23 protein-coding genes are annotated in these 22,328 nt (G+C 44.6%); 5 read left to right on the plus strand and 18 right to left on the minus strand.

Annotation, left to right across the window (positions count from 1 at the left end):
- The 8 genes from BUA78_RS04400 to BUA78_RS04435 all read right to left on the minus strand — a co-directional run.
- Positions 1-999, minus strand: a 999-nt coding sequence (locus BUA78_RS04400) for a hypothetical protein (protein WP_139257241.1), incomplete at its 3' end; no start/stop codon positions are given.
- Between the two features lie 441 nt (positions 1,000-1,440).
- On the minus strand, positions 1,441-2,349 hold the full coding sequence (gene rsiV / locus BUA78_RS04405) for an anti-sigma-V factor RsiV (RefSeq protein WP_072911281.1): 909 nt from the start codon (positions 2,347-2,349) through the stop codon (positions 1,441-1,443).
- Positions 2,346-2,852 carry an RNA polymerase sigma factor gene (locus tag BUA78_RS04410; RefSeq protein WP_072911282.1) on the minus strand — a complete coding sequence of 169 codons (507 nt, stop codon included), beginning with the start codon at positions 2,850-2,852 and terminating at the stop codon, positions 2,346-2,348. The genes rsiV and BUA78_RS04410 overlap by 4 nt, the downstream gene beginning before the upstream one ends.
- 402 nt (positions 2,853-3,254) lie before the next feature.
- Entirely contained in the window at positions 3,255-5,771 is a 2,517-nt protein-coding gene (locus BUA78_RS04415) for a phosphoenolpyruvate synthase (RefSeq protein ID WP_072911284.1), read from the minus strand.
- Positions 5,768-6,367 (minus strand): TetR/AcrR family transcriptional regulator, encoded by a 600-nt coding sequence (locus BUA78_RS04420; RefSeq protein ID WP_238456719.1) that lies wholly within the window; start codon positions 6,365-6,367, stop codon positions 5,768-5,770. The genes BUA78_RS04415 and BUA78_RS04420 overlap by 4 nt, the downstream gene beginning before the upstream one ends.
- A 470-nt stretch (positions 6,368-6,837) precedes the next feature.
- Positions 6,838-7,095, minus strand: a complete 258-nt coding sequence (locus tag BUA78_RS04425) for a TM1266 family iron-only hydrogenase system putative regulator (protein WP_072911287.1) — start codon at positions 7,093-7,095, stop codon at positions 6,838-6,840.
- Positions 7,096-7,336: 241 nt separating this feature from the next.
- A complete protein-coding gene (locus tag BUA78_RS04430; protein WP_072911288.1) occupies positions 7,337-8,110 on the minus strand; it encodes a histidinol phosphate phosphatase in 774 nt (257 codons plus the stop codon).
- 412 nt (positions 8,111-8,522) lie between these two features.
- Positions 8,523-8,855, minus strand: a complete 333-nt coding sequence (locus BUA78_RS04435) for a putative signal transducing protein (RefSeq protein ID WP_072911290.1) — start codon at positions 8,853-8,855, stop codon at positions 8,523-8,525.
- 276 nt (positions 8,856-9,131) lie between these two features.
- On the opposite strand from BUA78_RS04435, the gene BUA78_RS04440 reads away from it, so the two are divergent.
- The 4 genes from BUA78_RS04440 to BUA78_RS04455 all read left to right on the plus strand — a co-directional run bounded on the left by BUA78_RS04440 (position 9,132) and on the right by BUA78_RS04455 (position 12,991).
- Positions 9,132-9,905 carry an SDR family NAD(P)-dependent oxidoreductase gene (locus BUA78_RS04440; protein WP_072911291.1) on the plus strand — a complete coding sequence of 258 codons (774 nt, stop codon included), beginning with the start codon at positions 9,132-9,134 and terminating at the stop codon, positions 9,903-9,905.
- Positions 9,906-10,345: 440 nt separating this feature from the next.
- Positions 10,346-10,804: a helix-turn-helix transcriptional regulator gene (locus BUA78_RS04445; RefSeq protein ID WP_072911293.1), complete on the plus strand. Its 459-nt coding sequence runs from the start codon at positions 10,346-10,348 to the stop codon at positions 10,802-10,804.
- Positions 10,805-10,806: 2 nt separating this feature from the next.
- A complete protein-coding gene (locus tag BUA78_RS04450; protein WP_072911294.1) occupies positions 10,807-12,078 on the plus strand; it encodes a coproporphyrinogen-III oxidase family protein in 1,272 nt (423 codons plus the stop codon).
- A gap of 10 nt (positions 12,079-12,088) precedes the next feature.
- Entirely contained in the window at positions 12,089-12,991 is a 903-nt protein-coding gene (locus tag BUA78_RS04455; RefSeq protein ID WP_072911296.1) for a radical SAM protein, read from the plus strand.
- Between the two features lie 18 nt (positions 12,992-13,009).
- Here the strand turns inward: BUA78_RS04455 and BUA78_RS04460 are convergent, their stop codons facing one another.
- Entirely contained in the window at positions 13,010-13,441 is a 432-nt protein-coding gene (locus BUA78_RS04460; protein ID WP_072911297.1) for a universal stress protein, read from the minus strand.
- A 147-nt stretch (positions 13,442-13,588) separates the two neighbouring features.
- Positions 13,589-14,011 (minus strand): universal stress protein, encoded by a 423-nt coding sequence (locus tag BUA78_RS04465; RefSeq protein ID WP_072911299.1) that lies wholly within the window; start codon positions 14,009-14,011, stop codon positions 13,589-13,591.
- A 279-nt stretch (positions 14,012-14,290) separates the two neighbouring features.
- Here BUA78_RS04465 and BUA78_RS04470 point away from each other — a divergent pair, with 279 nt between their 5' ends.
- Positions 14,291-14,470, plus strand: a complete 180-nt coding sequence (locus BUA78_RS04470) for a hypothetical protein (protein ID WP_072911301.1) — start codon at positions 14,291-14,293, stop codon at positions 14,468-14,470.
- A gap of 11 nt (positions 14,471-14,481) precedes the next feature.
- Here the strand turns inward: BUA78_RS04470 and BUA78_RS04475 are convergent, their stop codons facing one another.
- From BUA78_RS04475 to BUA78_RS04510, 8 genes are all read right to left on the minus strand, one after another.
- Positions 14,482-15,429 carry a homocysteine S-methyltransferase family protein gene (locus BUA78_RS04475; protein ID WP_072911302.1) on the minus strand — a complete coding sequence of 316 codons (948 nt, stop codon included), beginning with the start codon at positions 15,427-15,429 and terminating at the stop codon, positions 14,482-14,484.
- Positions 15,430-15,700: 271 nt separating this feature from the next.
- Positions 15,701-17,611 carry an NADH-dependent [FeFe] hydrogenase, group A6 gene (locus tag BUA78_RS04480; protein ID WP_238456721.1) on the minus strand — a complete coding sequence of 637 codons (1,911 nt, stop codon included), beginning with the start codon at positions 17,609-17,611 and terminating at the stop codon, positions 15,701-15,703.
- Entirely contained in the window at positions 17,559-19,496 is a 1,938-nt protein-coding gene (locus BUA78_RS04485) for an NADH-ubiquinone oxidoreductase-F iron-sulfur binding region domain-containing protein (protein ID WP_072911304.1), read from the minus strand. The genes BUA78_RS04480 and BUA78_RS04485 overlap by 53 nt, the downstream gene beginning before the upstream one ends.
- Positions 19,435-19,995, minus strand: coding sequence for an NADH-quinone oxidoreductase subunit NuoE family protein (locus tag BUA78_RS04490; RefSeq protein ID WP_072911305.1), 561 nt, complete (start codon positions 19,993-19,995; stop codon positions 19,435-19,437). Before BUA78_RS04490 ends, BUA78_RS04485 begins: the two co-directional genes overlap by 62 nt.
- Before the next feature lie 164 nt (positions 19,996-20,159).
- Positions 20,160-20,621, minus strand: a complete 462-nt coding sequence (locus BUA78_RS04495) for a CBS domain-containing protein (RefSeq protein ID WP_072911307.1) — start codon at positions 20,619-20,621, stop codon at positions 20,160-20,162.
- 16 nt (positions 20,622-20,637) lie between these two features.
- The gene (locus BUA78_RS04500) at positions 20,638-20,898 is read right to left on the minus strand and encodes a hypothetical protein (RefSeq protein WP_072911308.1); all 261 of its coding nucleotides are present in this window, start codon (positions 20,896-20,898) and stop codon (positions 20,638-20,640) included.
- 61 nt (positions 20,899-20,959) lie between these two features.
- Positions 20,960-22,036 carry a sulfite exporter TauE/SafE family protein gene (locus BUA78_RS04505; RefSeq protein ID WP_072911310.1) on the minus strand — a complete coding sequence of 359 codons (1,077 nt, stop codon included), beginning with the start codon at positions 22,034-22,036 and terminating at the stop codon, positions 20,960-20,962.
- A 24-nt stretch (positions 22,037-22,060) separates the two neighbouring features.
- Entirely contained in the window at positions 22,061-22,291 is a 231-nt protein-coding gene (locus BUA78_RS04510; protein ID WP_072911596.1) for a hypothetical protein, read from the minus strand.
- Positions 22,292-22,328: the final 37 nt, after the last annotated feature.

Here is a 22,328-nt window from a genome sequence, read left to right on the forward strand (position 1 = left end):
TGGAAGGTCATCCGGCCATAAGTCCACATTAAATTTTGCATTATCAATGTCCGCCCAATAGTCAAACTCTAAAACATAGTTTGTATTCGTTTTCAGGTTGAGCAAATTCGATGCTATAACTGGAACATTTGCTCCTACGTTAAGCCTAATTGCTTTTATCGTACTGTTGTTTAGCGGATAAGTGGTATCAACAATACTTACCCCTGATTTGCTTGCATATGTCTCGAATAATCCTAATGATGTTTTTACACTGGATGCCAAATATAGTGTTGGATCAATAATAACTGGATAAACGGCTTTCTTAAGCCATTCAGGATCAACGCAAATTGTCAACAACCCCTTCTTAGATATTTCCATATTAACTAGATCACATCGGGTACCATTTTTATCTATAGCATAGGGCTTGGGCATATAGAAAAGCGGGTTATCTGAAATAGGATCAAAGAAATGTATTTCACCGTTAGATTTTTTCTCGTATTTAGCATTGTTCACATTTAGTTGAAAATAGAAATCACTTATCCCGGTATACTTTTGGACAACTATGTCCTCTTTAAGCCTGCTTCTTTCCAGCGTATACTTAATACTTGTATCAAGATAGATGTTGTCGTATGTAATGATGTTATTGTAGACGCTCCCTGAAACTGATCCGGGGTTTAAAGGACTGATTAGCAGGTTTGCATTGCCTTGGGAAAAGCTAAGTAGTCCATTACCAGACTTAGGCTTAAAAGCGGCTGTGTATAGTCCCTTTTTATTTTTAATGGAAAATGAGCCGTCAGCTTCACTACTGACTGAGCAATTTTTTTCAATATCTTTTTCTAGAACTAATTCATTAAACTCTATATTTGAATCAACTATCTTATCTTTATTTTCCGATCCTCTATGATCTGATTCCAGAATGGAAGAATCTGATTCTATGGACTCTGATGCAAACGAGACGAGAGGAAAACAAATAATTTCTATAGCTAATATCAATAAAAAACATAGCAGTCTTCTTTTCATATAAAATCTCTCCCCAAAACAAAATAGAAAATAATATTTTGAATATTATAACTTCAACGGGCTTTTTCCTTCGGATATATTATCTTATAATGTCGATTATGTAAAAAATTAGATTTTAATGGTATATATTGTAAATTTATTAACGAACTATGATTGGAGTTGATACTCGCCATAAGCTTAGCTATTTCCCAAAAATAATATTAGGTTATAAAAGAAAAGGAGCCACCTTGTGAAGTGTGACTCCATAATCTTATATTGCTAACATCCTTTCTAATTCCTGTGATATGTTAGCATTAAAAAGCTCGATGTATTAAATTTTTCATTATCATAATGTTGATAATTAATTGTTTCTTTAGTGTAAGTTAATAAATTTCTTTCATAGTCTAATAGCCCTTTACGGCTCAATTTCACAACGGGTCATTTAGTATTTGTTTTTACTATCTATTTAATATACTCGTTACCTACTAAAACATCCGCTATTACCTCGGTGGGAATGATGAATTCTGGAGTTCCCATGTACCCTGGAGCCACCTCATATTTATTAAAGGAAATAACCAGTTTGCCCGCTGAATTAATATAGAAACTCTGTTCATCGGATATTTTTTTAAATGTTTCAAAAGTTTGTTCCTGCCCCGCAACTTCAAGCCAATACATCTTGTTTTCAGCGGGGTTTTTCATCTGTTCTTTCATTTGCTGCTTAATATTCTCGCTGATGATCTCTACATAACGATCATTCTTAAACAAACTGGGTAAGGTAATTAGCACTTGTTTCTTTTTGTCGATTGTATCGTACTTACGAGTTGTGGAGGAAGATGCTGCGGTATTTACCACATAACGACCCACGGAAAGGATCACATCATTATCGGTTTTAATTTCATAGCCACTGTGTATGCCCATGTGTGCCTCCACTCCGTTTTCCTTTAATTCTTTTATATCAGCCATAAATTCATCATACAGCTTTTTGTTTTCAGCAAGATATTTTTCGTTTAAGCTGTTTTCCAAGTTTTTATTCTCCAAGCCCTGGATTTTAGGCACTTTGATCTCTGCCTGAAAGGTATCTTCATTGACAATATAATTTCTAAAGGTTAATACCTGGACAAGACTACCAACAAGGGGTACTTCCGATACTGTTTTAGCAAAGGCCGGGCTAACATTAACCACGGCGGCAAACAGAACCACCGAGGCGGCGATAGAAGCAACTATTTTACTCATTCTTTTAAACAGGTTTCTTGGCTGGTTCAATTTTACCCCACCATCCTTTAATGCTTTTTTAACTACAAAATCTAATTCACTAGGAATGGGAATATCCATATATTCTTTCTTTAGCTGTTCCAGATTTTTGTCTTTCATGCTAATTCCTCCTGAACTTCATCATTCATTTGTACCCGCAACTTTTTCAGGGATTTATAGAGACGGGTTTTCACTGTGTTGACATTTTCATTGAGAATATCAGCAATTTCTTCTAGCTTTAAGTCTTCAAAATACCTAAGTATTACTACACTACGGTAATTGACAGGTAAAGCATCCAATGCCTTTTGCAGGTCCAAGTTTTCATAATGATCAACCGCACCACCCTCAAGAACGGAAAGCGTTTCATCGTCCACTACACCGATCCTTTTTTGTTTTCGCAGAAAATCCAATGAGGTATTGACAACAATGCGATAGAACCAACTTTTTATATGGCTCGGATTTTTTAGTGAATCCATTGACGAAAGGGCTTTATAGATAGACTCTTGAACAATATCTAAAGCATCGTCAGCATTTTTCACGTAACTATAAGCCAACCGATAGTGGTTCTCTTTATATTGGATAACATAGTCTGCAATTTGTTGCTCCAAGTTGTTTTTACCCATCCTCCTGAGCCTCTCCTTTGATGAAGATACGTATCTTTTTTGTATACATTATATAGACGCACGGGATAAGTCAAAAAGTTTTAAGGGCTATTAAAAATAAATAGTAAAAAAACACCCTCTGCCTAAAGGGCGAGTAGTTACAAAGACAAATTGTGAACCGATCCCTTAAGGTAAACCGAATATGGATTCAAAAAGCAATCGGAGCCGATAGTTGGCTCCGATTGCTTTTGTTTGTTGTTGCAATTACTTATTATAAATGCTTCTTCTTTGAGAACATCTATTAGGATGCAATGAACCCACACTCGTAAGGTGCTCGGTTATATGCCCCATAAAGGGAGCAGCAGATTTTTATTGAAGGGATTTTGTTTCTCTTTCACATCTACCGCCCCTTTTTCTTCCGATTCAGAGGATTTCCACATAGCCCTCGTCACCGTTTATCCGAATGCGATCGCCGTCCCTGATGCGCCTGGTTGCTCCGACAACACCAACCACGGCGGGCAGTCCGTACTCCCGTGTGATGACCGCGCCGTGGGTCATCATGCCGCCCACCTCGGTGACCAGCCCTGCGATGGAAACGAACACCGGCGTCCAACTGGGATCGGTGAAGGAGGTCACCAGAATATCGCCTTTTTCCATAACCGCATCCTCAATGGATCCAACCACACGGGCCCGGCCTTCGACCACGCCGGAGGAAACCCCCAAGCCGGGCAGCGCCCCGGTGGGAATATCCTTTTGATAAGTCATCTCCGGCACCTCGCCGTCCGAAAAGATAACCCGGGGCGGGGTGAGAGTGGCAAAGTGGGCATAGTCTTTTTTACGGCGATCAATGGTGGCATAATCCACACGGCCAGTTCGGACCGCCTCCCGCAGTTCTTCCAGATACAGGTAGAAGATATCGCCGGGCTCCCGGAGGACGCCTTGCTCCGTAAGGCGCTTTGCCTCCCGCATGAGCGCCTTCTTGTATATGTCGTAACGGCAGATCCAGAAGTATTTGGGATACTCCCGCGTGCCCACGTAATTGCGGAAAAAGGAGATGTAGCGGCGCAGCTTTTTTGCTTTGCGGGCGCCCAGCTTTTGCTGTGCCAATGCTGACAGTTCTTCTATCAGCGCTTCCATCTCTCTGCGACCCTGTTCAAAGGAGGACTTGCCGTGCCCCTTTGGCAGGGTGCGGATGTTGGTGAGCACCGTAGCCACCAGCTCGGCGGGATTTTCCCGGAAGCGGGTCTTGGAGATGTCAATTTCACCGGTAGCCCGCATACCGTATTGCCGCAGGAACTTCTCAAAAGCATCTGCCACGGCGCCGCCGCCCTCCACCTGGCGCAAGTCCTCCATACGGAAGACTTCCCCTGCCGCTTCAAGATACCCCACCACCGCCGGATACGTCCGGGCCAGATCCGCCACTTCGCTCAGGGCAAGCCCCATCTCGGAAGTGGGGTTGTGCTCCACTGATTTGGACAGGCGGTTGCTGATGTGCTCCTCGCCTGTGAGCGCTTTGCCCATGTCGTCGATTTTTTGAATTATAAACTGGGTGGCTAGCACCATCCCAAAGCCGGAGGCATCGTAAATAATTTGGGAAAGCTGCTTTTGATCCTCCAGAATGGCCTCGATGGCCGCCATGCCCGAAAGAGGTTCCAGCCGCTCTTCCAACCGGGCAACAAGGTCTCTCATACGCTCGATATAGCAATCGATGTCGGCGGGATCGTTGTGCCGGTAGAGTCGGATCCCCTCCCGGAGGATGGGAAGCCAGCCGCCAAAGGAAGAGAAGCTGCCGGGGCCCTTGGGGATGCCGCGGATGTAATCTTTGCGCGCCAGCACTTCTTCTATGGCTTGGTTCGTCAGCGGGTCGGTGGCGGACAGCTTGGTACGGATCATCTTTTTGCCGTAGGCCGACTTGGTGTCGTGGGTGACGTCGATATACAGGCGCCCGCCCACCTCCTCCATCCGGAGCAGGGCGATCAGCTTCATAAAGGACATGCCCAGCGGCAGCATCACATCGGTCATCATCTGCATATGTCCCGCCGATACAAAGACCCGTTTAAGGCCGTCATGACTCTCGGGAAGGGGATACAGCGTGGTGATGGCCCGGGACTGCACGATGGAAAACCGTCCGTCTACCCAGCACCACTCGATATCCTGGGGCGCGCCGAAGGCAGCCTCGATTCGCTTGCCGATGGCGGCGAGTTCCCGCAACCTACTATCCGTAAGGGGCGGGGCGGCCTTACTGTCCGTTTTGATGTTCTCTCCCCGCAGACGCCAGGTAAAGGGCGTTTTGCGCCCGGACACCAGCTCCTCGCCCAATCCCTCCACCGCCTCGATAACACAGGTAAGCCGGTCGGAAGTCATGGGGTCGGCGGTAAACAGCACACCGGAAACCTGAGCGTGAACCATCTCCTGCACCACCACGGCGATGGCCACATCCTCGTGGCGGTAGCCGTTTTTGACACGGTACGCCACTGCCCTATCGTTGTACAGCGAGGCAAAGCAATCCATCCCGGCGCGGGGGACATCGGCCGCCCGCACGTTCAGGTAGCTGTCCTGCTGCCCCGCAAAGGACGCGTCGGGCAGGTCCTCCGCCGTGGCCGAGGAGCGCACGGCAAAGAGGATGTCCGGGGGATAGGACGCGAGCGCCGCCTTAAGCTCCCGCAAAAATTCCTCTGGAATGGGAATATCCCGGATCGCCTGCCGGATTTCGTCGCCCGCCCGGGCCAACCCCACCGGGATAGAGGTCGCCCGCAGCGCTTCGCTGCGGGATGCAACCACGCCGGCGCAAAGCGCCCGGAAGGCCTCGGTGGTGACGACAAAGCCGCCGGGCACATGGACGCCGTCCATGGCGGCCAGCCTGCTCAGGTTTGCCCCCTTGCCGCCGGTCAGGGAGAGTTCTCCGGCAGCGCTGTCGGTCAGATGCAAAAGCATACTCATTGATACTCCTCCTTGTAAAACGCCTGGCGCATCAGATTAAGGTATTCATCCATTTCCGCAAAGACATCCTCCAGCACAAAATCGTTCTTGTGCTCCGCCAGAAGCCCGTCGGTGGTCCATGAAATAATCTTGATCACTTTCTCCAGCTCAATGCCCTCCCGCAGCTTGGATGCGTCAAGTCCCGGCAGAAAGGTTTCCTTCCATGGTGGAAAGCGGCCCACCTTGACTTGGGCAATGGCCTCCCGCAGCTGTTCATCCGTTTCCCGGCGGACTGAAAGGAGAAAGTCCAACACATAAGGGTACTCGCTCACCACAGCCAGCTTGATCTGCTCCGATTCGCGGATGCGCTCAAACAGGTCTTCCTGCTGGAAGGTCTTCACGACGCGATCATACACAAGGCTGTAGGCAAATTCATAAAGATAGAGGTACAGCTTTTTCTTGTTGCCAAAATAGTGGAAAATGAGACCCTTGGAGATATCTGCTGCCGCGACGATTTCGTCCATGGTCGCTTTTTTGTAGCCGTTTTTGGCAAAGTGCTCCATGGCCGCACGAACAATCCGCTGCTTTTTGTCCTCAGGAATACGAAGCTCCTGCATCACCATCACCCCATTGACTGTTTTGGTCAATTCCCATTATAGTGTTATTGACTGATTTAGTCAATAACACGTTGTAAGAGCAGGCACTCAAAGAGTATTCCCAACGCAGGATGAAGTGATAATTCATAACAATCGGGTAGGAGGCTACCCATTAATTGAGTAACCGACCTCCCACACCACCGTACGTCAGACTGCCTAACAATTTAGACAGTCTGACGTACCGTTCGGTATACGGCGGTTCCAAAGTTTACAGAGAACGTAACGAGTTTTGTGTAAATGGGACTACTTACCACTAAGGAGGAAGTACCATTTATGCAAAACTCGTTACGTTCTCCCGGACAGCATAGGTAAAAAAGCAGGGCGGACAGCCGAAGCTGCCCGCCCCATCGCAGGGATTTATATCGGTTCACTTTTTGTCCCTATGATACCCACCCAACGACAGAAGGTATTTCTCGAACCACTGTAATTTCTTAAGAGTTACAAATACCGCTTAAAGCCACCTTAACCTGAATATTCCCCAATTCTTCCAGCTTTAACACCATTTCTTTAACCACTTCGGCTTCCCCATCAACCACAATGGTAATTACATATTTGTTTTTTTCCCGATAGGGCAGCCCCACCCGTCCCACAATTAAATCTCCATACGCTGTCAAGATTGAATTTACTTGAGGTGCCAATTTCTCCCGGTCTTCAACGACAATAACAACACCGCCTACACTATTGTTCATAATAACCCCCCTTTATTAATCTCTTCGAGAGTAATTATATATTCGACAGGAAAATACCTGTCATTAAAATATTACATTTTTATGAAATTTCTGTTTATTGCTCCAACTCTGCAACCGGGGACAGCACACACTTCTTACATTAGAGAAGTAACCGGTTTATTCCCTCCAGCATAATACGTCTAAACGTACCATGCTAGAAATCCTATCACCTCATAACCTTAGCAAAATCTTTCGACTTCGCTTAGCGCGTTAGCTTGATTGGCTTTCTCTTTTGATAATATACGGGCGTTAACCCGCAAGTTTCCGCAATTTCAAAACCGATCGACAGATCTCTGCCAATATTTTGTGGCTTATGGGCGTCCGAGCCGATGGTAACATACTTGCCGCCGAGTTCGCGGAACCGGTCATAAATCGGCAATAGTGCCTCTTTGGTGCCAGACAGGCCTAGACGGCGGGTATTGATCTCAATCGCCTGACCAGCTTCAGCCAGTTGGGAGAGCACTAGGTCAATTTCGGTTTGAAAATCAAAATAATATAGTTCGGGATCATCAAACTGGGCATAGCGGCAGATAAAATCAATATGCCCCAGGCTATCAATGAAGTCATATTGCTTGAGGCAGGTAAGCATGGCCTTAAAATATTGCTGATACAGTTCCTTTTTCGTCCAGGTCTCGCAAAACAACTCCGAGCAAATGTCCATATTTTCGATTACGTGGATAGAGCCGATGACAAAGTCAAAGGGATAGGCAGCGACGATTTGCCGATTGGTTTCCACACAGTCATCACTCATACCAAGTTCAAGACCTAACAAGAGCTTATCACTGCGGTGCGGACCATAGGCAGTAAAGTAATGCTCAATATTAAAAGTAAACAACTCTGGTTCGGGATAAGCAAGATCCAGATGTTCAGTGATGATAATACCAAGATTATGCCGGCCAGCCGCCTGTTGGGCCTCGGCAATGGTCATAAGCGAATCGCTTGAGAATGTAGTATGTGTATGGGTATCAAACAACATGAAGGAGCAAACCCCCTGAATTAAACATATTGTTGTGCTGTGTTCCACATTACCGTCTTATTTCCTGCTGGAAACTTATGTGCTAGGTGGCGAAAATACCCTTAGCACCGCCATCTATTCACGGGTAATCTGTTGGGCCGATGTGGAAAAAGCTGATGTCTGACAGCAAAGGGAGTGCCGCAAAAAAGTGGTTTTTTGCAACACTCCCTTTGCTTCTTTATTTTTTAGTTACTAATGCTTGGTACTGAGAGGGGGTCATACCAACCTTTTCTTTAGATGTTTTGGCGAAATTGCCGCTGTAGTCCAGTCCGCCAGAGGCAAAGGCCTGAGCTATGGACAAATTAATATCGCACAGCTTTTTCTTAAGAATTTCTTTTATCCTTAACCCTGTATTACACTTACTATCGAGGTGTTATGTTGCCATAGCACTTAAAATCTCCCTTGCTTTCATCGCCTGATCTTTTTTTATCAGTACCTTTGCCGGTTCAAATAGGGGAACGTAAAGTAGGTTCTCCCCCGAAATAAAATAGGTGATATTTTCGCTTTCTAGCAATGACTTTATAAGGGCAACTTCACCAGGATTAAAGGTTGAATATATGAGTTCATAATCTATGAATTCATAATCTACCACTTCATTTACCTTTGTATCAGTGCTTGACGGTAAATCACTTATTAACGCTACCTCGCACCTTGAACACCGGGAGAATCCCTCTCTAAATTCACTTTTGCATTTTGGGCAAAACAAATTAGTACCCCCTTTTCTTATTACACAGTTTTTAAAATTGTGCCAAGACCAAGGTTGATAACTATTTATTAAAACGAAAAGATTCTGCTTCTTAATTTGTTTATCCTGTTACCAAGTTACAAATTTGATAAATAATTATATAAGTGTTATTATGATAAACAAGTTAATTACCAATTTTATACTTTTTTAAAGAATATTTATAGTAAGTATTGATTGAATTTGTTATTTAAAACAGGTACTAGAATACGAATATAAAAATGAAGAAAGGAGATACTAATGAATTTATTTGATTTAACAGGTAAAGTTGCCGTTATTACCGGAGCATCTAGCGGTCTGGGTGCCGATGCAGCCAGAGCCTATGCTGCCCAAGGTGCAGATGTTGCACTTTTGGCCAGAAGAAAAGCAAAGCTCGATACCGTTGTGAAAGAAATTGAAGCCACCGGTAAAAAAGCCCTGGCCGTACAGTGCGATGTTGCTCAAGAAGAAAACGTCAAGCAAGCCGTTGCAGAGGTTTTGGCGCATTATGGTAAAATTGATATTTTACTTAATAATGCTGGCATTGCCTTTGCAGGTTCCGTAGAAAACCTGACGGTCGAACAGTGGGATACAGCGATGGATATTAACGTTAAAGGTATCTTTCTAATGTGTAAATATGTCGTTCCCCAGATGAAAGAACGCAAGTATGGAAAGATTATCAACGTTGCCTCTGTCAATGCGGTGATTGCAGATAAAGCCGAACCACTTGTCCGCCACGCTTATAATACATCGAAAAGCGCCGTACTCGGCTTGACCACTGGTATGGCAGTCTCTTTGGCACAGTATGGCATTACTGTTAACGCAGTGGGTCCTGGCCTTTTTGAATCTGAGATGACCGAGGATACTCTTTTTAAGGAAAAAAGCTTCTTGCAGATGTACAATGCCCTTTGTCCGGCCTCAAGGCCAGGGCGCAAAGGCGAACTGAACGGACCCATTTTGTTCTTATCCTCTGATGCCTCTAGTTATACCAACGGACAGTTTATTATTGTTGATGGTGGACTCACCTCCGTTTAAGTGTTCATTATATTCCTGACGCTATAAAAATCTAAGCCCCGCGGTTTAAAAAACCGCGGGGCTTATTAACGTTCTTTATTTAGTTATTTTTTGCTAGTATTAGGGGCTTTTTTTACATCCTTTTTGGTACTTTTCTTAACGTTTTTCTAGGTGTTTTTCTTATTAGGTTTAACTGTTTGTTTAGCCTTAGTGTTGTTCTTAGCCGCATCCTTTGTTACTTTTACAGTTGTCTTTGCCGGTTCAGCTTTCTTGACATCCTTTTTTACAGACTACGTATTTTTTACAATTGGCTTCGTCGTTACCGGTGCCGGTGAAGCTGCCAAAGCCGGCATAGGTTTTCCTGGATGTATGAAGATATTTTTAAGAATCATTTCTCATTATTTACATACGTTAATAAAAAGTGTAAAATTACACTAAAAGTGAAAATAAGGGTGACAATTTTGAATAGAAGCGAATTTATTACCATACTTGATAACAAACTTAGGCTGATCCGTAATGAGAAAGACTTCACCCAGGATAAAATGGCTGAAATTATCGGTGTATCAAAAAAGACTTTGGTCCAAATAGAAAAGGGCCGGTCTAGTTTAGGTTGGACTGGTGCGGTGGTAGTGGCTGTATTATTTAAGGATAGTGACATTATCCAAATGGCCTTAGGGGGAAACCCCCACGATTTGGTGCTTTCCCTTGCTTTCAATAACTATGAAGATAATTATGAACCCACCTTGGGCGGTAAAGTTTGGTGGAAGAATACAGAGCAACAAGGTAATTATATCGTTCAGCAAAACATCATTAGCCAACATTATCGAATTTTGGACCAGCAAGACAGACGAGTCTGTTCCTCCTTTGATCTTGCGTACATCCGAAAAAGATTAACGGAATTATGTGAAAGGGAGGGGTAAGATTGATTACCGACTTGTTTCGAAGAATCATCGGTAAGAAAGATAAATTTTTATTCAGAGGCTATCAAGAAAAGATGGTTGATTTTAACACAATCGATCAGGAAACGGGCATCTATATTCATATCCCTTTCTGCCAAACCCTTTGTCCGTACTGTCCTTATAATAAGGTACTCTATGATCGGAACAAAGCTCTGGCCTACAAAGAGGCCCTACTCCAAGAGCTAATGCTCTATCAAGAGTATATGAGCAGTAAAAACATCACCTCCGTCTATATTGGGGGTGGTACGCCAACCCTTTTGTTACCTGAACTCAGAGAAATTCTTGCGTTCATCCGGGATACCTATCATTTTCAAGGGGATATCGGGATAGAGATTCACCCGAATGATGCCAGTGAGGCATTATTTAGGGAACTCGAAACACTGGGAATAGATTTAATCAGCCTAGGTGTTCAGACTTTTAACGATCAAATACTTAAGCAGTTGGGAAGAACCTATTGCTCTCACGACATTGATCAGGTGCTAGCCATGGTTAAAAATTTTCATTTCAAATGTGTAGATGTTGATATTATGACGAATCTACCAGGGCAAACCATGGAGGATATTACCTACGACTTGCAAAGGGTTTACTCCTATAAAATAGATCAACTTTCCATCTACCCTCTCATCATCTTCCCCCTGACGAACCTGGGCAAACAAATAAAGCAAAAAGGCTTACGCCGGTTTAGTGAAATTCAGGAAGGTAAAATACTCAACCTTATCGATACCATCTCGCAGCAACATGGTTATAAAAGGAGTTCTGTCTGGACGTACGGTAAAAATCAGCATAACCGATATACCTCGGTAACCAGAGAAAGTTTTATTGGCTTGGGGGCTGGCGCCACCTCTCTGTTCGGAAACTATTTTTATCTCAATACCTTCCATGTAGATGAATATATCCGGGCTCTCCAGCAAAAAAGAATGCCCATTAACTTGGTTAATACCATGAACAAGAGAGAAAAAATGATCTTCTGGATCTTTTGGCGCTGCTACGACGGGGTTATCGACACCCAGCGGTTTCATCAGCTGTTTGATGAAGATATTGAAAAGGAATTCAGACTTCTCTTTGGTCTGCTCAAATCATTTAGATTCTGCAACAAACAAGGTTCTAATTATTTACTAACTGATTGGGGACGATTTGCCTACCATTATGTAGAAAAACAGTACTCCCTTCATTATTTAAACCACTTATGGGCGGCGTCCATGCAACAACCCTGGATTAAGGAAATAAAGCTATGAGGGCAGCCAAATGAAAACAAGACACTTTCTATCCCTTGCTCTCTTTGGGCTTAGTACTATTTTGTTTAAACGGCGGCAGCCGATCTTGGGCACGATCATCTTAACAGACTCCTGCAATTTACACTGCAAGCACTGCGCCGTTAACAACATTACCGGCCAAATGCTTTCCTATCAAGACGTTAGAAAAGAAATGATAAATTTTTATCAAGAGGGCCTGCGGATTCTCTTTTTCTGCGGCGGCGAAACGCTTCTTTGGCAGGAGGCGGGAAAAACCGTCCGGGATTTAATTAGGGAAGCAAAGGAAATGGGCTTCTACCTGGTCAATATTGTTACCAACGGGACTATCGACTTACATATCCCCGAAGCGGACGTTATTTTTCTAAGCCTGGATGGAACACGGCAAGCTCATAATTCGATTCGGGGAGATACCTATGATCTGATTCTGCAGAATTTGCAAAAAACAGATCATTGCAATATCTGCATCTACATGGCCATTAACAAATTAAATTATCAAGACATTGAAAACCTATGTAAACTAGCCAAAGAACATCCCAAAATAAACTCTATATCCTTTAACTTCCACACTCCCTATCAAGGTACCGAATTCCTAAGTTTAAGCCGGGAAGAAAAACAAATCGCGGTTACTACCATAAAAAGCATGTTGAAAGATAATATGCCTATTTTCAATTTACCCAGTGCCCTTGATGCTTATTTAAAAAATGAATGGTCAAGGCCCTGCTACCAGTGTATCGTATCTGAGAACAAGCAAAGATACCTTTGTGGCAGATGTGTGGAAATAGATGGCCTCTGCAGGGAGTGTGGCTATTTATTTGCAGTAGAGTTTTCTCTACTCTGTCAAGGCAATATAAGAACCATCTTTGAGATGGTAAAAACATATCTTAAATTTGCTTAAGCTCTGGTGTAGCGAAAGCTATTTAATAAAGGTAACCGGGCATTCTGAAAGCGCTAAGACTTTATGGCTGACACTCCCCAGTACAATGCTCTGAAGATCGGTTAGCCCCCTCGTCCCTAAAACGATATGGTCGTATTCACCCAGCTTGGCATACTCGACAATTTTTGTAGCCGGGTCACCGTCTAATAGCTTGGTTGCTACCTTTATATGATTATTTTCAAAAATACTTACATGTCTTTCTATAATTTCCATACCATTTTTAACAACCCGTTCTTTAATATCCTGAATTTCTGAAGAGATATTTCTCAATTTTGTTATCTCTTTTTGGGAATTAATGATATGGATCACGGTTATCATAAGATCTTCTTGTTTTCGGGTCATTTTTAGTACATAATCGACAGCACGTTTAGCATTTTCCGACCCGTCAACAGCCAGTAGAATTTTGTTCACGCTGACAAACCTCCAAATCTTTAAGAACCTGATTTACACCCATCCATTGGAGTCTTCTTCATAAATATAAAAGCCCGGCTATAAAGTAAACCCAAATTGTTAGACACAGCTAACAATTTGGGTGCAGTTTACTAGCGGGGTTTCCTGTTACTTTACTAAAGTCACAGGAACATCTACGTTATTCAAGACCTTTGCACTAACACTGCCCAGAACCCATCCAGTTAAAGAAGATAATCCTCTCCTACCCATGATAACCTTATCAAATCCCTGTTCCTCAACTGTACTGATAATGACCTCTGCAGCGTCACCAGATTTCATAAGGGTACTTACCTGAATCCCTTCTGCATCAAATAAGGCCTTCGCCTTTTCTAAACTGCCCCTAAAGAAATCCTGGCAAGCATTAAGAGCTTCTGTGGGATTCGCAACAAAATCACGAGCAAAGGGGGCCTCGTTACAAACTACCGTTAGAATTGTTATATCCAATGATCTGTGATTTTTTGCACTTTTCAGGACATAGTGAAGGGCACTTTGAGAAGCTTCCGAGCCATCAAAGGGTATAAGTACTTTCATAGTAATGTTGCCTCCTTTTTATTTATCATTTATTTATCATTTTAAGACATGCCTAAATATAAGTCCACGTTTTTAATCAATTATTCATAAACTGTTCAGAATTTTTTAATATTAATTGCCACGCTAGGTCCCGTTTTAAAAACGGGTCTACCATTCCGACCAGATCCCCTGCGGAACAGGCTAAATGCTGAAAGGCACTCTATAAACAAGCAGGTATGCTATAATCAAAAGACCTACCATAAGAATAAAACGTTCAAAATCTAGGAGGCTTGATACCTAATGAAACGTTTTTGGAAGTTTGCTATGTGGTTCACCGGTTTTTGGGTATTTTATGGAATAGGTAGCTTGATATACGGTTTAACTACCGATCAAGGATTTAACGATCAGGCGTTATATCTAATAATAGGTATGTTAGTCATATTCTCTAAATCTAAAGCTGAATATCGTGCATCAGAATAATACATATCATTTCAAGACACCCGATTAACCCCAACCGCCCGTACAAGCATTTCAATGTGGCGATGATCCGTTCCGCAACAACCACCTAAAACTTTAAAATGATAATGGTCGTGCAGAGTAACCAGCTGGTTTACTAAGGTTCTACTATCCTCAGATACTAATTCGGAAGAACCATCTAATTCTTCGGGACTTTTGGCAGAAGTATTTGCCTGTATGCCAGTCAGCCGTTGCCGTACCAACTCTGTACAATTCTCGGTGTTCTCCAAAGCTTTTAGCACAATCGAGGGATGAACGCAATTTACCATATAAAATAAGGGTTTCGGAGATACCGATTGATCCACCGTTAGTATTGCTTTATGAAGTGAATTGCCGTCTAACAATGTTCCATTGTCTCTAATGACAAAACTTAAAACATAGGGCTTCCCTGTCTCAGCCATGGCTAAAGCCAACCCCAGCGCTTCCGAAAGAGCCGGCAGGGTGGTCCCGCACAAAAAATCCACACCCGCACCAGACAATGCCTTTGCCTGTTGTTGATGAAATTCCGCTGCTTCATCGGTGGTTAACGCTTCTTCTGCCCGATAGGCATCCCCTTGGCACCCCATCAGCCCACCAATAAATACTTCCTTGGCGTATTCACCGCACTCATTACGAACACCTTGCAGTAATCGGACATTATCGGCATTGACAGCTTTATTGCTTAGTCCCGCCTTTTTTATCTGTTCAGGGTTGGCTCGTCTGGTCGGCGTAAAAAGAATCATCGGTGCCTGGCTGCTTTGCCCAATGTCAAGGTACTGCTTGTATATTTTACGGAGAACGGCTCTTCCTTCGGGATCATAAAGTAGCCCCGAATGAACCAGAAAGTCGTTCAGTTTGACACCAAATTCTCTACGGAGTCGTTCCACCACCGCACCCTCGGTAAAAATGACGGGAGCCGTCTTGAAGCTAGTTGCAAAATCCATGGTGTTCCCTCCCAACGTTTATTGCCCATTTCGCCAATTCTTTTACTTTATTTACTATGGTAACATAGAATAATCCTTTAAAAACATGGGGCTGTTGCACAATTAATTAATGATATGTCGTAGGAGCTACCTGTGGTCGTCCGCTATTTTGATACAGCACTGTAGCCCGCAGGTAATTCATTCGGACGAACGAAGTTCGCCCCTACTACAAAAAAGATTGTCGCAAAAAAGTAATTTTGCGACAATCTCTTGGTTTGAAGTGCTCCATATTTCAGTGTAACAGGCCGGGTAAATTACCCACCGGAATCTCTTGGTTTTCCACCTCTTTTTCCCGTTCACTGAAGTCAAACCCTGGTAGTTTGCTTCGGACGGTATAGTGGGTGTGTAGTATTTCCTTGGCTTTTTTGCTCATGGGCTCCCCTAAGTATTCTTGATACACCTTTACCACAGCTTGGTTTTCATGGGAGCGGCGCAGTTCCTTGTTTAGATCCAGGGCATAGAGCCCTTTGGCTCGTTCACTGCGGTACTCCGGTGTTAATTCCGGTTTTTCAGGGTTACTGGTAATGGGTTGCCCACCCCCGCCCACACAGCCTCCTGCACAGGCCATAATTTCAATAAAATGAAATTGTTCTCCTTGCTTTACCCGTTCCATTAACTTTCTGGCATTGTTAGCACCGTGGGCCACGCCCAGGCGAATCTCCTGCCCTTGTAATGCCAACGTCACTTCTTTAATTCCCCGCAGGCCTCGGAATTCCTTGAACTCCAACCGCCCCATGGCCTTCCCTTCCGTGAGCGCCACAGCGGTTCTAATAGCTGCCTCCATAACACCACCACTGGCCGCAAAGATATTTGCCGCACCGGTAGAAAAACCTAAGGGTTGGTCAAACTCTTCCTCGGGTAGTTTATTTAAATCTAAATCTGCCTGTCGCATCATCCGCGCCAATTCCCGGGTGGTTAAAACATAATCTACATCCCGCTGGCCGTAGGTTTTCATCTCTGGTCTGGCTGCCTCAAATTTCTTGGCCGTGCAAGGCATAACGCCTACTACCACCATATCCTTTGGAGCAATGCCTATTTTCTCTGCATAGTAGGTCTTGGCCAAAGCTCCGAACATCTCCATCGGAGACTTGCAGGTGGAGAGATTGGGAATAAACTCCGGGTAGAAATGTTCGCACAGTTTAATCCACCCCGGACTGCAGGAGGATATAAGCGGTAGTGGGCCACCCTTTTCTAACCGATGGAGAAATTCGTTGGCCTCTTCCACAATCGTCAGATCCGCGGCAAAGTCGGTGGAGAAGATACTATCAAAGCCCAATCTCCGTAAGGCCGCTGCCAGTTTTTGTGACACAACGGTGCCTACTGGTAGGTTAAATTCTTCACCAATACTGGCTTGGATGGCGGGGGCCGTTTGGACCACCACGTGCTTGGTGGAATCTTCAATAACTTGCCAAACCTCATCGATATAGGAACGCTCTGTCAGGGATGCTGTGGGGCAAGCCAACACGCATTGTCCACAGGCGATACAGGCTGCGTCAGCCATGTTTCTTTGAAAGGCCGGAGCAATGATGGTTTCGTTGCCTCGATTCAGGGGTGAAAAAACGCCAATCCCCTGTAGGTTTTTACAAACAGCCTCACAACGCCGGCATTTAATACATTTACTAAAGTCACGAACGATAAAGGGGTTTTTAACAAGCTTCGGTTCATGAACAGGCTGGTTGGCTAATTTACCATAACGGGCACCCACTTTATGTGCTATTTGCTGTAATTCACAGTTTTGGCTGCGCACACAGGCGGTACACTCCCGGTTATGTTCTGATAGCAGCAATTCCACCACCCGCCGCCTGGCCCGACGAACCCGGTTTGTGTTGGTATGTATCCGCAGTCCCTCTGCTACCGGATACACACAGGCAGCCTGTAAATTGCGGGACCCTTCTATTTCCACAATACATACCCGGCAGGAACCAGCGGTATTGATATTTTTTACATAACAAAGACTGGGAATATCGTAACCATTGGCCCGACAGGCTTCTAACACATTGGTGCCCCGGTCTACCTGCACCGGCTCATCGTTAATGAACATGGTAATCAATTCACCGGTTTGTGCCACAGGTGGGTTTCCCACCGGCCGTTCATGGAGTTGGGTAGGTTGTGTGGTTGTTTCCCGGTTGGTAGGCACTGGCATTATCACCCCCCATAGCTGCTTTGAATATGGCGTCCTTCGGACAGCGGGTCTGACAGACGCCGCACTTACTACATTTCTGGCGATCAATATAATAGTTTTTTTTCTTTTCCCCAATAATGGCCTGGGTAGCACAGGCTTTGGCACAGATACCACAGGCGATACATTTTTCGGGATTTACCACAAAGTCCGTTAACTCTTGGCAAACTCCGGCAGGGCATCTTTTATCTTGCACATGGGCCAGGTATTCGTCCCGAAAGTAGTGTAAGGTTGACAGCACCGGATTGGGTGCGTGTTGTCCCAGTCCGCAAAGGGAAGTTTCCTGAATGTCCCGGGCCAGTTCCTCCAATTCATCCAGGTCTGCCATTTCACCCTTACCCTGGGTTATTCGTTCCATGATTTCCAGCATGCGTTTGGTGCCCACCCGGCAAGGGGTACATTTACCACAAGATTCATCCTGGCTGAATCCCAGGTAAAACTTCGCGATATCTACCATACAGTCGGTTTCATCCATCACGATGAGACCACCCGATCCCATCATGGAGCCGATCTTACTCAAGGACTCATAATCAATGGTTGTATCTAACAATTGAGCTGGGATGACACCACCGGAGGGACCACCCGTCTGAACGGCCTTAAACTTCTTCCCCCCCGGTATCCCACCACCAATATCATAAATGATGGTACGCAGAGTAGTCCCCATCGGTACTTCAATCAACCCGGTGTTATTAATTTTCCCCGCAATGGAAAAAACTTTGGTGCCTTTGCTTTTTTCTGTACCCAAGCTAGCATACCAGGCTGCACCCTTTCGCAAAATAATGGGCACATTGGCATAGGTCTCAACGTTGTTTATTAGTGTCGGCTTGTTGCGAAAACCACACACTGCCGGAAAAGGAGGTCGGGGCCTTGGTTCACCCCGCTGACCCATCGCAGATTTTAGCAGGGCCGTTTCTTCGCCGCAAACAAAGGCACCGGCACCCAGCCGAAGTTCTATGGAAAAGGAAAAGTCACTGTCAAAAATATTTTCACCCAACAAACCCATTTGATGGGCCTGTTTAATAGCTAGTTCTAAACGTTTAATAGCGATGGGGTATTCCGCCCGGACATAGATAACACCTTGGCTGGCTCCTGTACTGTATCCCGCAATGGTCATTGCTTCCAAGACACTATGGGGGTCACCCTCCAGAATACTGCGATCCATAAAGGCACCTGGATCACCTTCATCAGCGTTACAGACTACATATTTCGGTGAGTCTTCGGCTTGGGCCGTAAAGGACCATTTACGCCCCACAGGAAAGCCACCACCGCCACGGCCCCTTAAACCGGACTGTGCCATGATCTCAATAACACCCGGCGGCGTTAGATTATGGAGTACATTTTGGAGCGCAAAGTAACCGTCATTGGCAATATATTCTTCTATCTCTTCGGGATCAATGAGTCCGCAATTCCGCAAGGCTATTCGTTGTTGCGCCTGAAAAAAAGGAATATCCTTTAGCTGGGGGTAGATTTTGTTCTCGATAGGTTCTTTATAAAGCAATCTTTCGACAATATTTCCCTTGCTAAAATGTTCGCTGACTATTTCTTCAGCATCCTTCTCATGTACCAGGCAATAAAATATTTGCCCCGGATGAACCAGTAAAATTGGACCCATTTTGCAAAAACCAAAACAGCCGGTCTTGTAAACCGTTACTTTGTTCTGTAAATCATGTTGCTTGATCTGGTTGTTTAAGGTTTTGATAACCTTTTCACTACCCCCGGAGGAACAGCCAGTACCGGTACAGCACAAAACTTGGTACCCAGCAGTCTGGTTATTGCCCAGCCGGGCATTAAGGTTCGGTAGGTGCTTCTTCTTGATAAGTTCCAGGTCTTGTAGGCCCTTTATCCTCATGGTTCTCACCCGCCGTTTCCTTTTTATATCTGTTGATAAGTTTAGAAACTTCCTTCGCCGTTAACTTGCCATGGACATCTTCATTAATGGTTACGACCGGGGCAAGTCCGCAGGCTCCGATACAACGACTGCTCCTAACGGTGAAGAGCATGTCCTCGGTGGTGTCATTATCTTTTAAGGCCAGATGATTTTTGAAACTATCATGGATCTGCTGTGCCCCTTGTACATAGCAAGCTGTGCCAAGACAAACGTTAACAGTATACTTCCCCCGTGGTTTTGTAGAAAACAGGGCATAAAAGGTTACTACACCGTTGACGGCACTGACGGGGATATCCATTTTATCCGATATGTAGGCCTGCAGTTCCTCCGGTAAGTAACCGAAGATATCCTGAGCCCCCTGTAATACCCGGATGAGTTGTTCGGGATCACGACCATAGCGTTCCAGAACTTCATCCAATTTGCGGAATTTTTCCTTGTTCGTCGGGTCATTTAGTAACACTGCAGCCGCCTCCCTCTCTCACTAATTCATAGCTTTTTCCAAAATTACTTGTCTAATGCGTTCTGCCAAGTAATTTATCCAAGAAGCCAACTTATCCAGATGCATTTCAGAGCAAAAATATGGGGCAAGCCCAGATGGCTTGCCCCTTGATCATGCGGTTTTGTCTATAGTAGCTTCCCAATCACCCCAAATACGTCGATTGTACGAATAATACCGATTAGCTTGCCTTTTTCCAATACCGGCAAAGAATTCACCCTTTTGGTTAAAAATAAATCTACTGCTTTGTACAAATCATCTCCCACATCCACAAAGACAATTTTAGTCGCCCGCATCACACTTCTCACTGGCATATCGGAACCGGAGGCATTGACTGAGTAAATCCACAAATAATTTTCCGGTAAATCATACTTTGTCAATACCGCTTTTAGAATATTGCGCAGGGTAACAAGGCCAACCAACTCATCTTTTTTATTTGTTACCAACAGGGAGCGATGACCCACGATACCCCCCGTTTCATCTTTATAGAAGGATTTTTTCAAGACCTTGATGGCATCTCGTACCAGTGCCTGTTCATCGACCACCGAATATTCGGAGATGGGCACCATAATATCCCGTATGGAAACCATGTCATGTCACCCTTTACTATACAGTAACCAGAGCGTTCCCGACCAACAGTGGTTGCTCTCGTACCGGAGATACTCTTTCACGGGGAGCAAATTTGTGGCAGTCGGTAGGGATCACCGTTACATCGGTAATTAGAATATATTCTATTCCACTGGAGATTTCCTGTCGTACCGATTCCTCCGTCCTTTTGATAACCTGCTGCACAATTTCGTTGAGAGAGTTCTTAAGTTGGCAATTGTCTGCCCATTGGCAATCATGGCACTTGGTTTTGAGATCCATTTTTCCCCTCCCGAAAAACCACTAATGTTCCAGCGACAACAAGGTCGCCGGAACACTCGTGCTAGTGTCCTGTACTTTGGGAATACCGGGCAGTCACCCGGTGCTCCCGTTTATATCGTATAATGTAGCCGATAATCATCAGCACCCCTATGCCAGCACCGCCGTACAAAGTAACTGTCGCTGCTCCATCCAACAAACTGGTGATACCGGTTGAAAAACTGGTAACCTGTAAATCACTAAGATATTTAGGGATAGCAAACCCCCGGCTCACAGCTGACATACCGATCACCACAGCCATCACGAACTTGACTTGCAGTTCGCTGACCATTTTGGTGGCATTGGCTCCAATTTGTAGACCCACCAGTGAACCTACGTATAACAGGAGCACCAAACGGATATCAACAAAACCATTCAAAGCATACTGGAAAGCACCGGATGCCCCGGAGAAAATTGCTAAAAAAAGCTCTGTACCAGCCGCTACCATGGTGGGAATCCCCAACACATAAATCATGGCCGGGACACCAATGAAACCACCTACACCCACTGTGCCAGCCAACCAGCCCGTTGCCATACCAATTAAAGCAACCAACCAGAGCGATACCCGTACATTAGCAACTTTAAAGTAAATCATCGGTGGAATATTGACCCTGGAAATCTTTTCTGCCAAACTCTGACTCGGCGTTTTTCTTTCCTGCGGCCGAAAAATATCGCGCAGTATGAATAAAGCCAAACCAGACAACAGAATAACAAAGACAATACTGATATAAAGATTGGATCCTGCCTTGCCCAAGGTAGCAAAAATGTACTCATTTAGATAAACTGCCAATTGAACTCCCAGCAGTAAGAAGATCACCATACAAACACCTAGTCGAGCATCCACATTCCCCATTTTGGCATGTTTCCTGGCACCGACGATAGCCTTACCAAATTTATGGGCTAGGTTAGTGCTGACAGCCGCTATTCCCGGCACCCCCAGGGACATCATACCCGGTGTCATAATAAAGGCACCACCACTACCAATAAAACCGCTCAGCATACCACCCATGAAACCTAAGCCCGCCATACAAAGAGCAGTCCCCGGCGTGATATCCACAAATTTCATCACTTCGCCAACTAGATTTACTGTTTCACCAGCCATTGAAATCCCCCCTTTTCACCCTTTTTAATGGTCACTTTCCAGACCTACTAGACTTAGCAAGTTTGAGATCGCCGAGCCGTATAAAAATGCAATGCAAATAACCGTTCCCAATAAGCATACAGCCGGGATAACCGCTTTACTTAAGTAAAATTGATTTAGCTGCTCAATATTAAAGAAAATAACAAGGTACGCCCCAATAGCCAAAAACAAAAATAGTATGGTTTGCCACAGACTAGGCTTTGTTTTACCGCACATAGCAACCACTCCTTTTTGAAATAGTAAAAGGTGCTTA

This window comes from Desulforamulus aeronauticus DSM 10349 (genome assembly GCF_900142375.1).
Lineage (GTDB): Bacteria > Bacillota > Desulfotomaculia > Desulfotomaculales > Desulfotomaculaceae > Desulfotomaculum > Desulfotomaculum aeronauticum.

Bases quoted from the DNA above. Each gene is read 5' to 3' on its own strand.
- BUA78_RS04505 (WP_072911310.1), bottom strand. From the start codon at position 22,036: ATGGCTGGTGAAACAGTAAATCTAGTTGGCGAAGTGATGAAATTTGTG.
- BUA78_RS04410 (WP_072911282.1), bottom strand. From the start codon at position 2,852: ATGGGTAAAAACAACTTGGAGCAACAAATTGCAGACTATGTTATCCAA.
- BUA78_RS04415 (WP_072911284.1), bottom strand. From the start codon at position 5,771: ATGAGTATGCTTTTGCATCTGACCGACAGCGCTGCCGGAGAACTCTCC.
- BUA78_RS04425 (WP_072911287.1), bottom strand. From the start codon at position 7,095: ATGAACAATAGTGTAGGCGGTGTTGTTATTGTCGTTGAAGACCGGGAG.
- BUA78_RS04495 (WP_072911307.1), bottom strand. From the start codon at position 20,621: ATGGTTTCCATACGGGATATTATGGTGCCCATCTCCGAATATTCGGTG.
- BUA78_RS04470 (WP_072911301.1), top strand. From the start codon at position 14,291: ATGAAACGTTTTTGGAAGTTTGCTATGTGGTTCACCGGTTTTTGGGTA.
- BUA78_RS04465 (WP_072911299.1), bottom strand. From the start codon at position 14,011: ATGAAAGTACTTATACCCTTTGATGGCTCGGAAGCTTCTCAAAGTGCC.
- BUA78_RS04475 (WP_072911302.1), bottom strand. From the start codon at position 15,429: ATGGATTTTGCAACTAGCTTCAAGACGGCTCCCGTCATTTTTACCGAG.
- rsiV (WP_072911281.1), bottom strand. From the start codon at position 2,349: ATGAAAGACAAAAATCTGGAACAGCTAAAGAAAGAATATATGGATATT.
- BUA78_RS04510 (WP_072911596.1), bottom strand. From the start codon at position 22,291: ATGTGCGGTAAAACAAAGCCTAGTCTGTGGCAAACCATACTATTTTTG.
- BUA78_RS04500 (WP_072911308.1), bottom strand. From the start codon at position 20,898: ATGGATCTCAAAACCAAGTGCCATGATTGCCAATGGGCAGACAATTGC.
- BUA78_RS04455 (WP_072911296.1), top strand. From the start codon at position 12,089: ATGAAAACAAGACACTTTCTATCCCTTGCTCTCTTTGGGCTTAGTACT.
- BUA78_RS04430 (WP_072911288.1), bottom strand. From the start codon at position 8,110: ATGTTGTTTGATACCCATACACATACTACATTCTCAAGCGATTCGCTT.
- BUA78_RS04480 (WP_238456721.1), bottom strand. From the start codon at position 17,611: ATGCCAGTGCCTACCAACCGGGAAACAACCACACAACCTACCCAACTC.
- BUA78_RS04485 (WP_072911304.1), bottom strand. From the start codon at position 19,496: ATGAGGATAAAGGGCCTACAAGACCTGGAACTTATCAAGAAGAAGCAC.
- BUA78_RS04440 (WP_072911291.1), top strand. From the start codon at position 9,132: ATGAATTTATTTGATTTAACAGGTAAAGTTGCCGTTATTACCGGAGCA.
- BUA78_RS04420 (WP_238456719.1), bottom strand. From the start codon at position 6,367: ATGCAGGAGCTTCGTATTCCTGAGGACAAAAAGCAGCGGATTGTTCGT.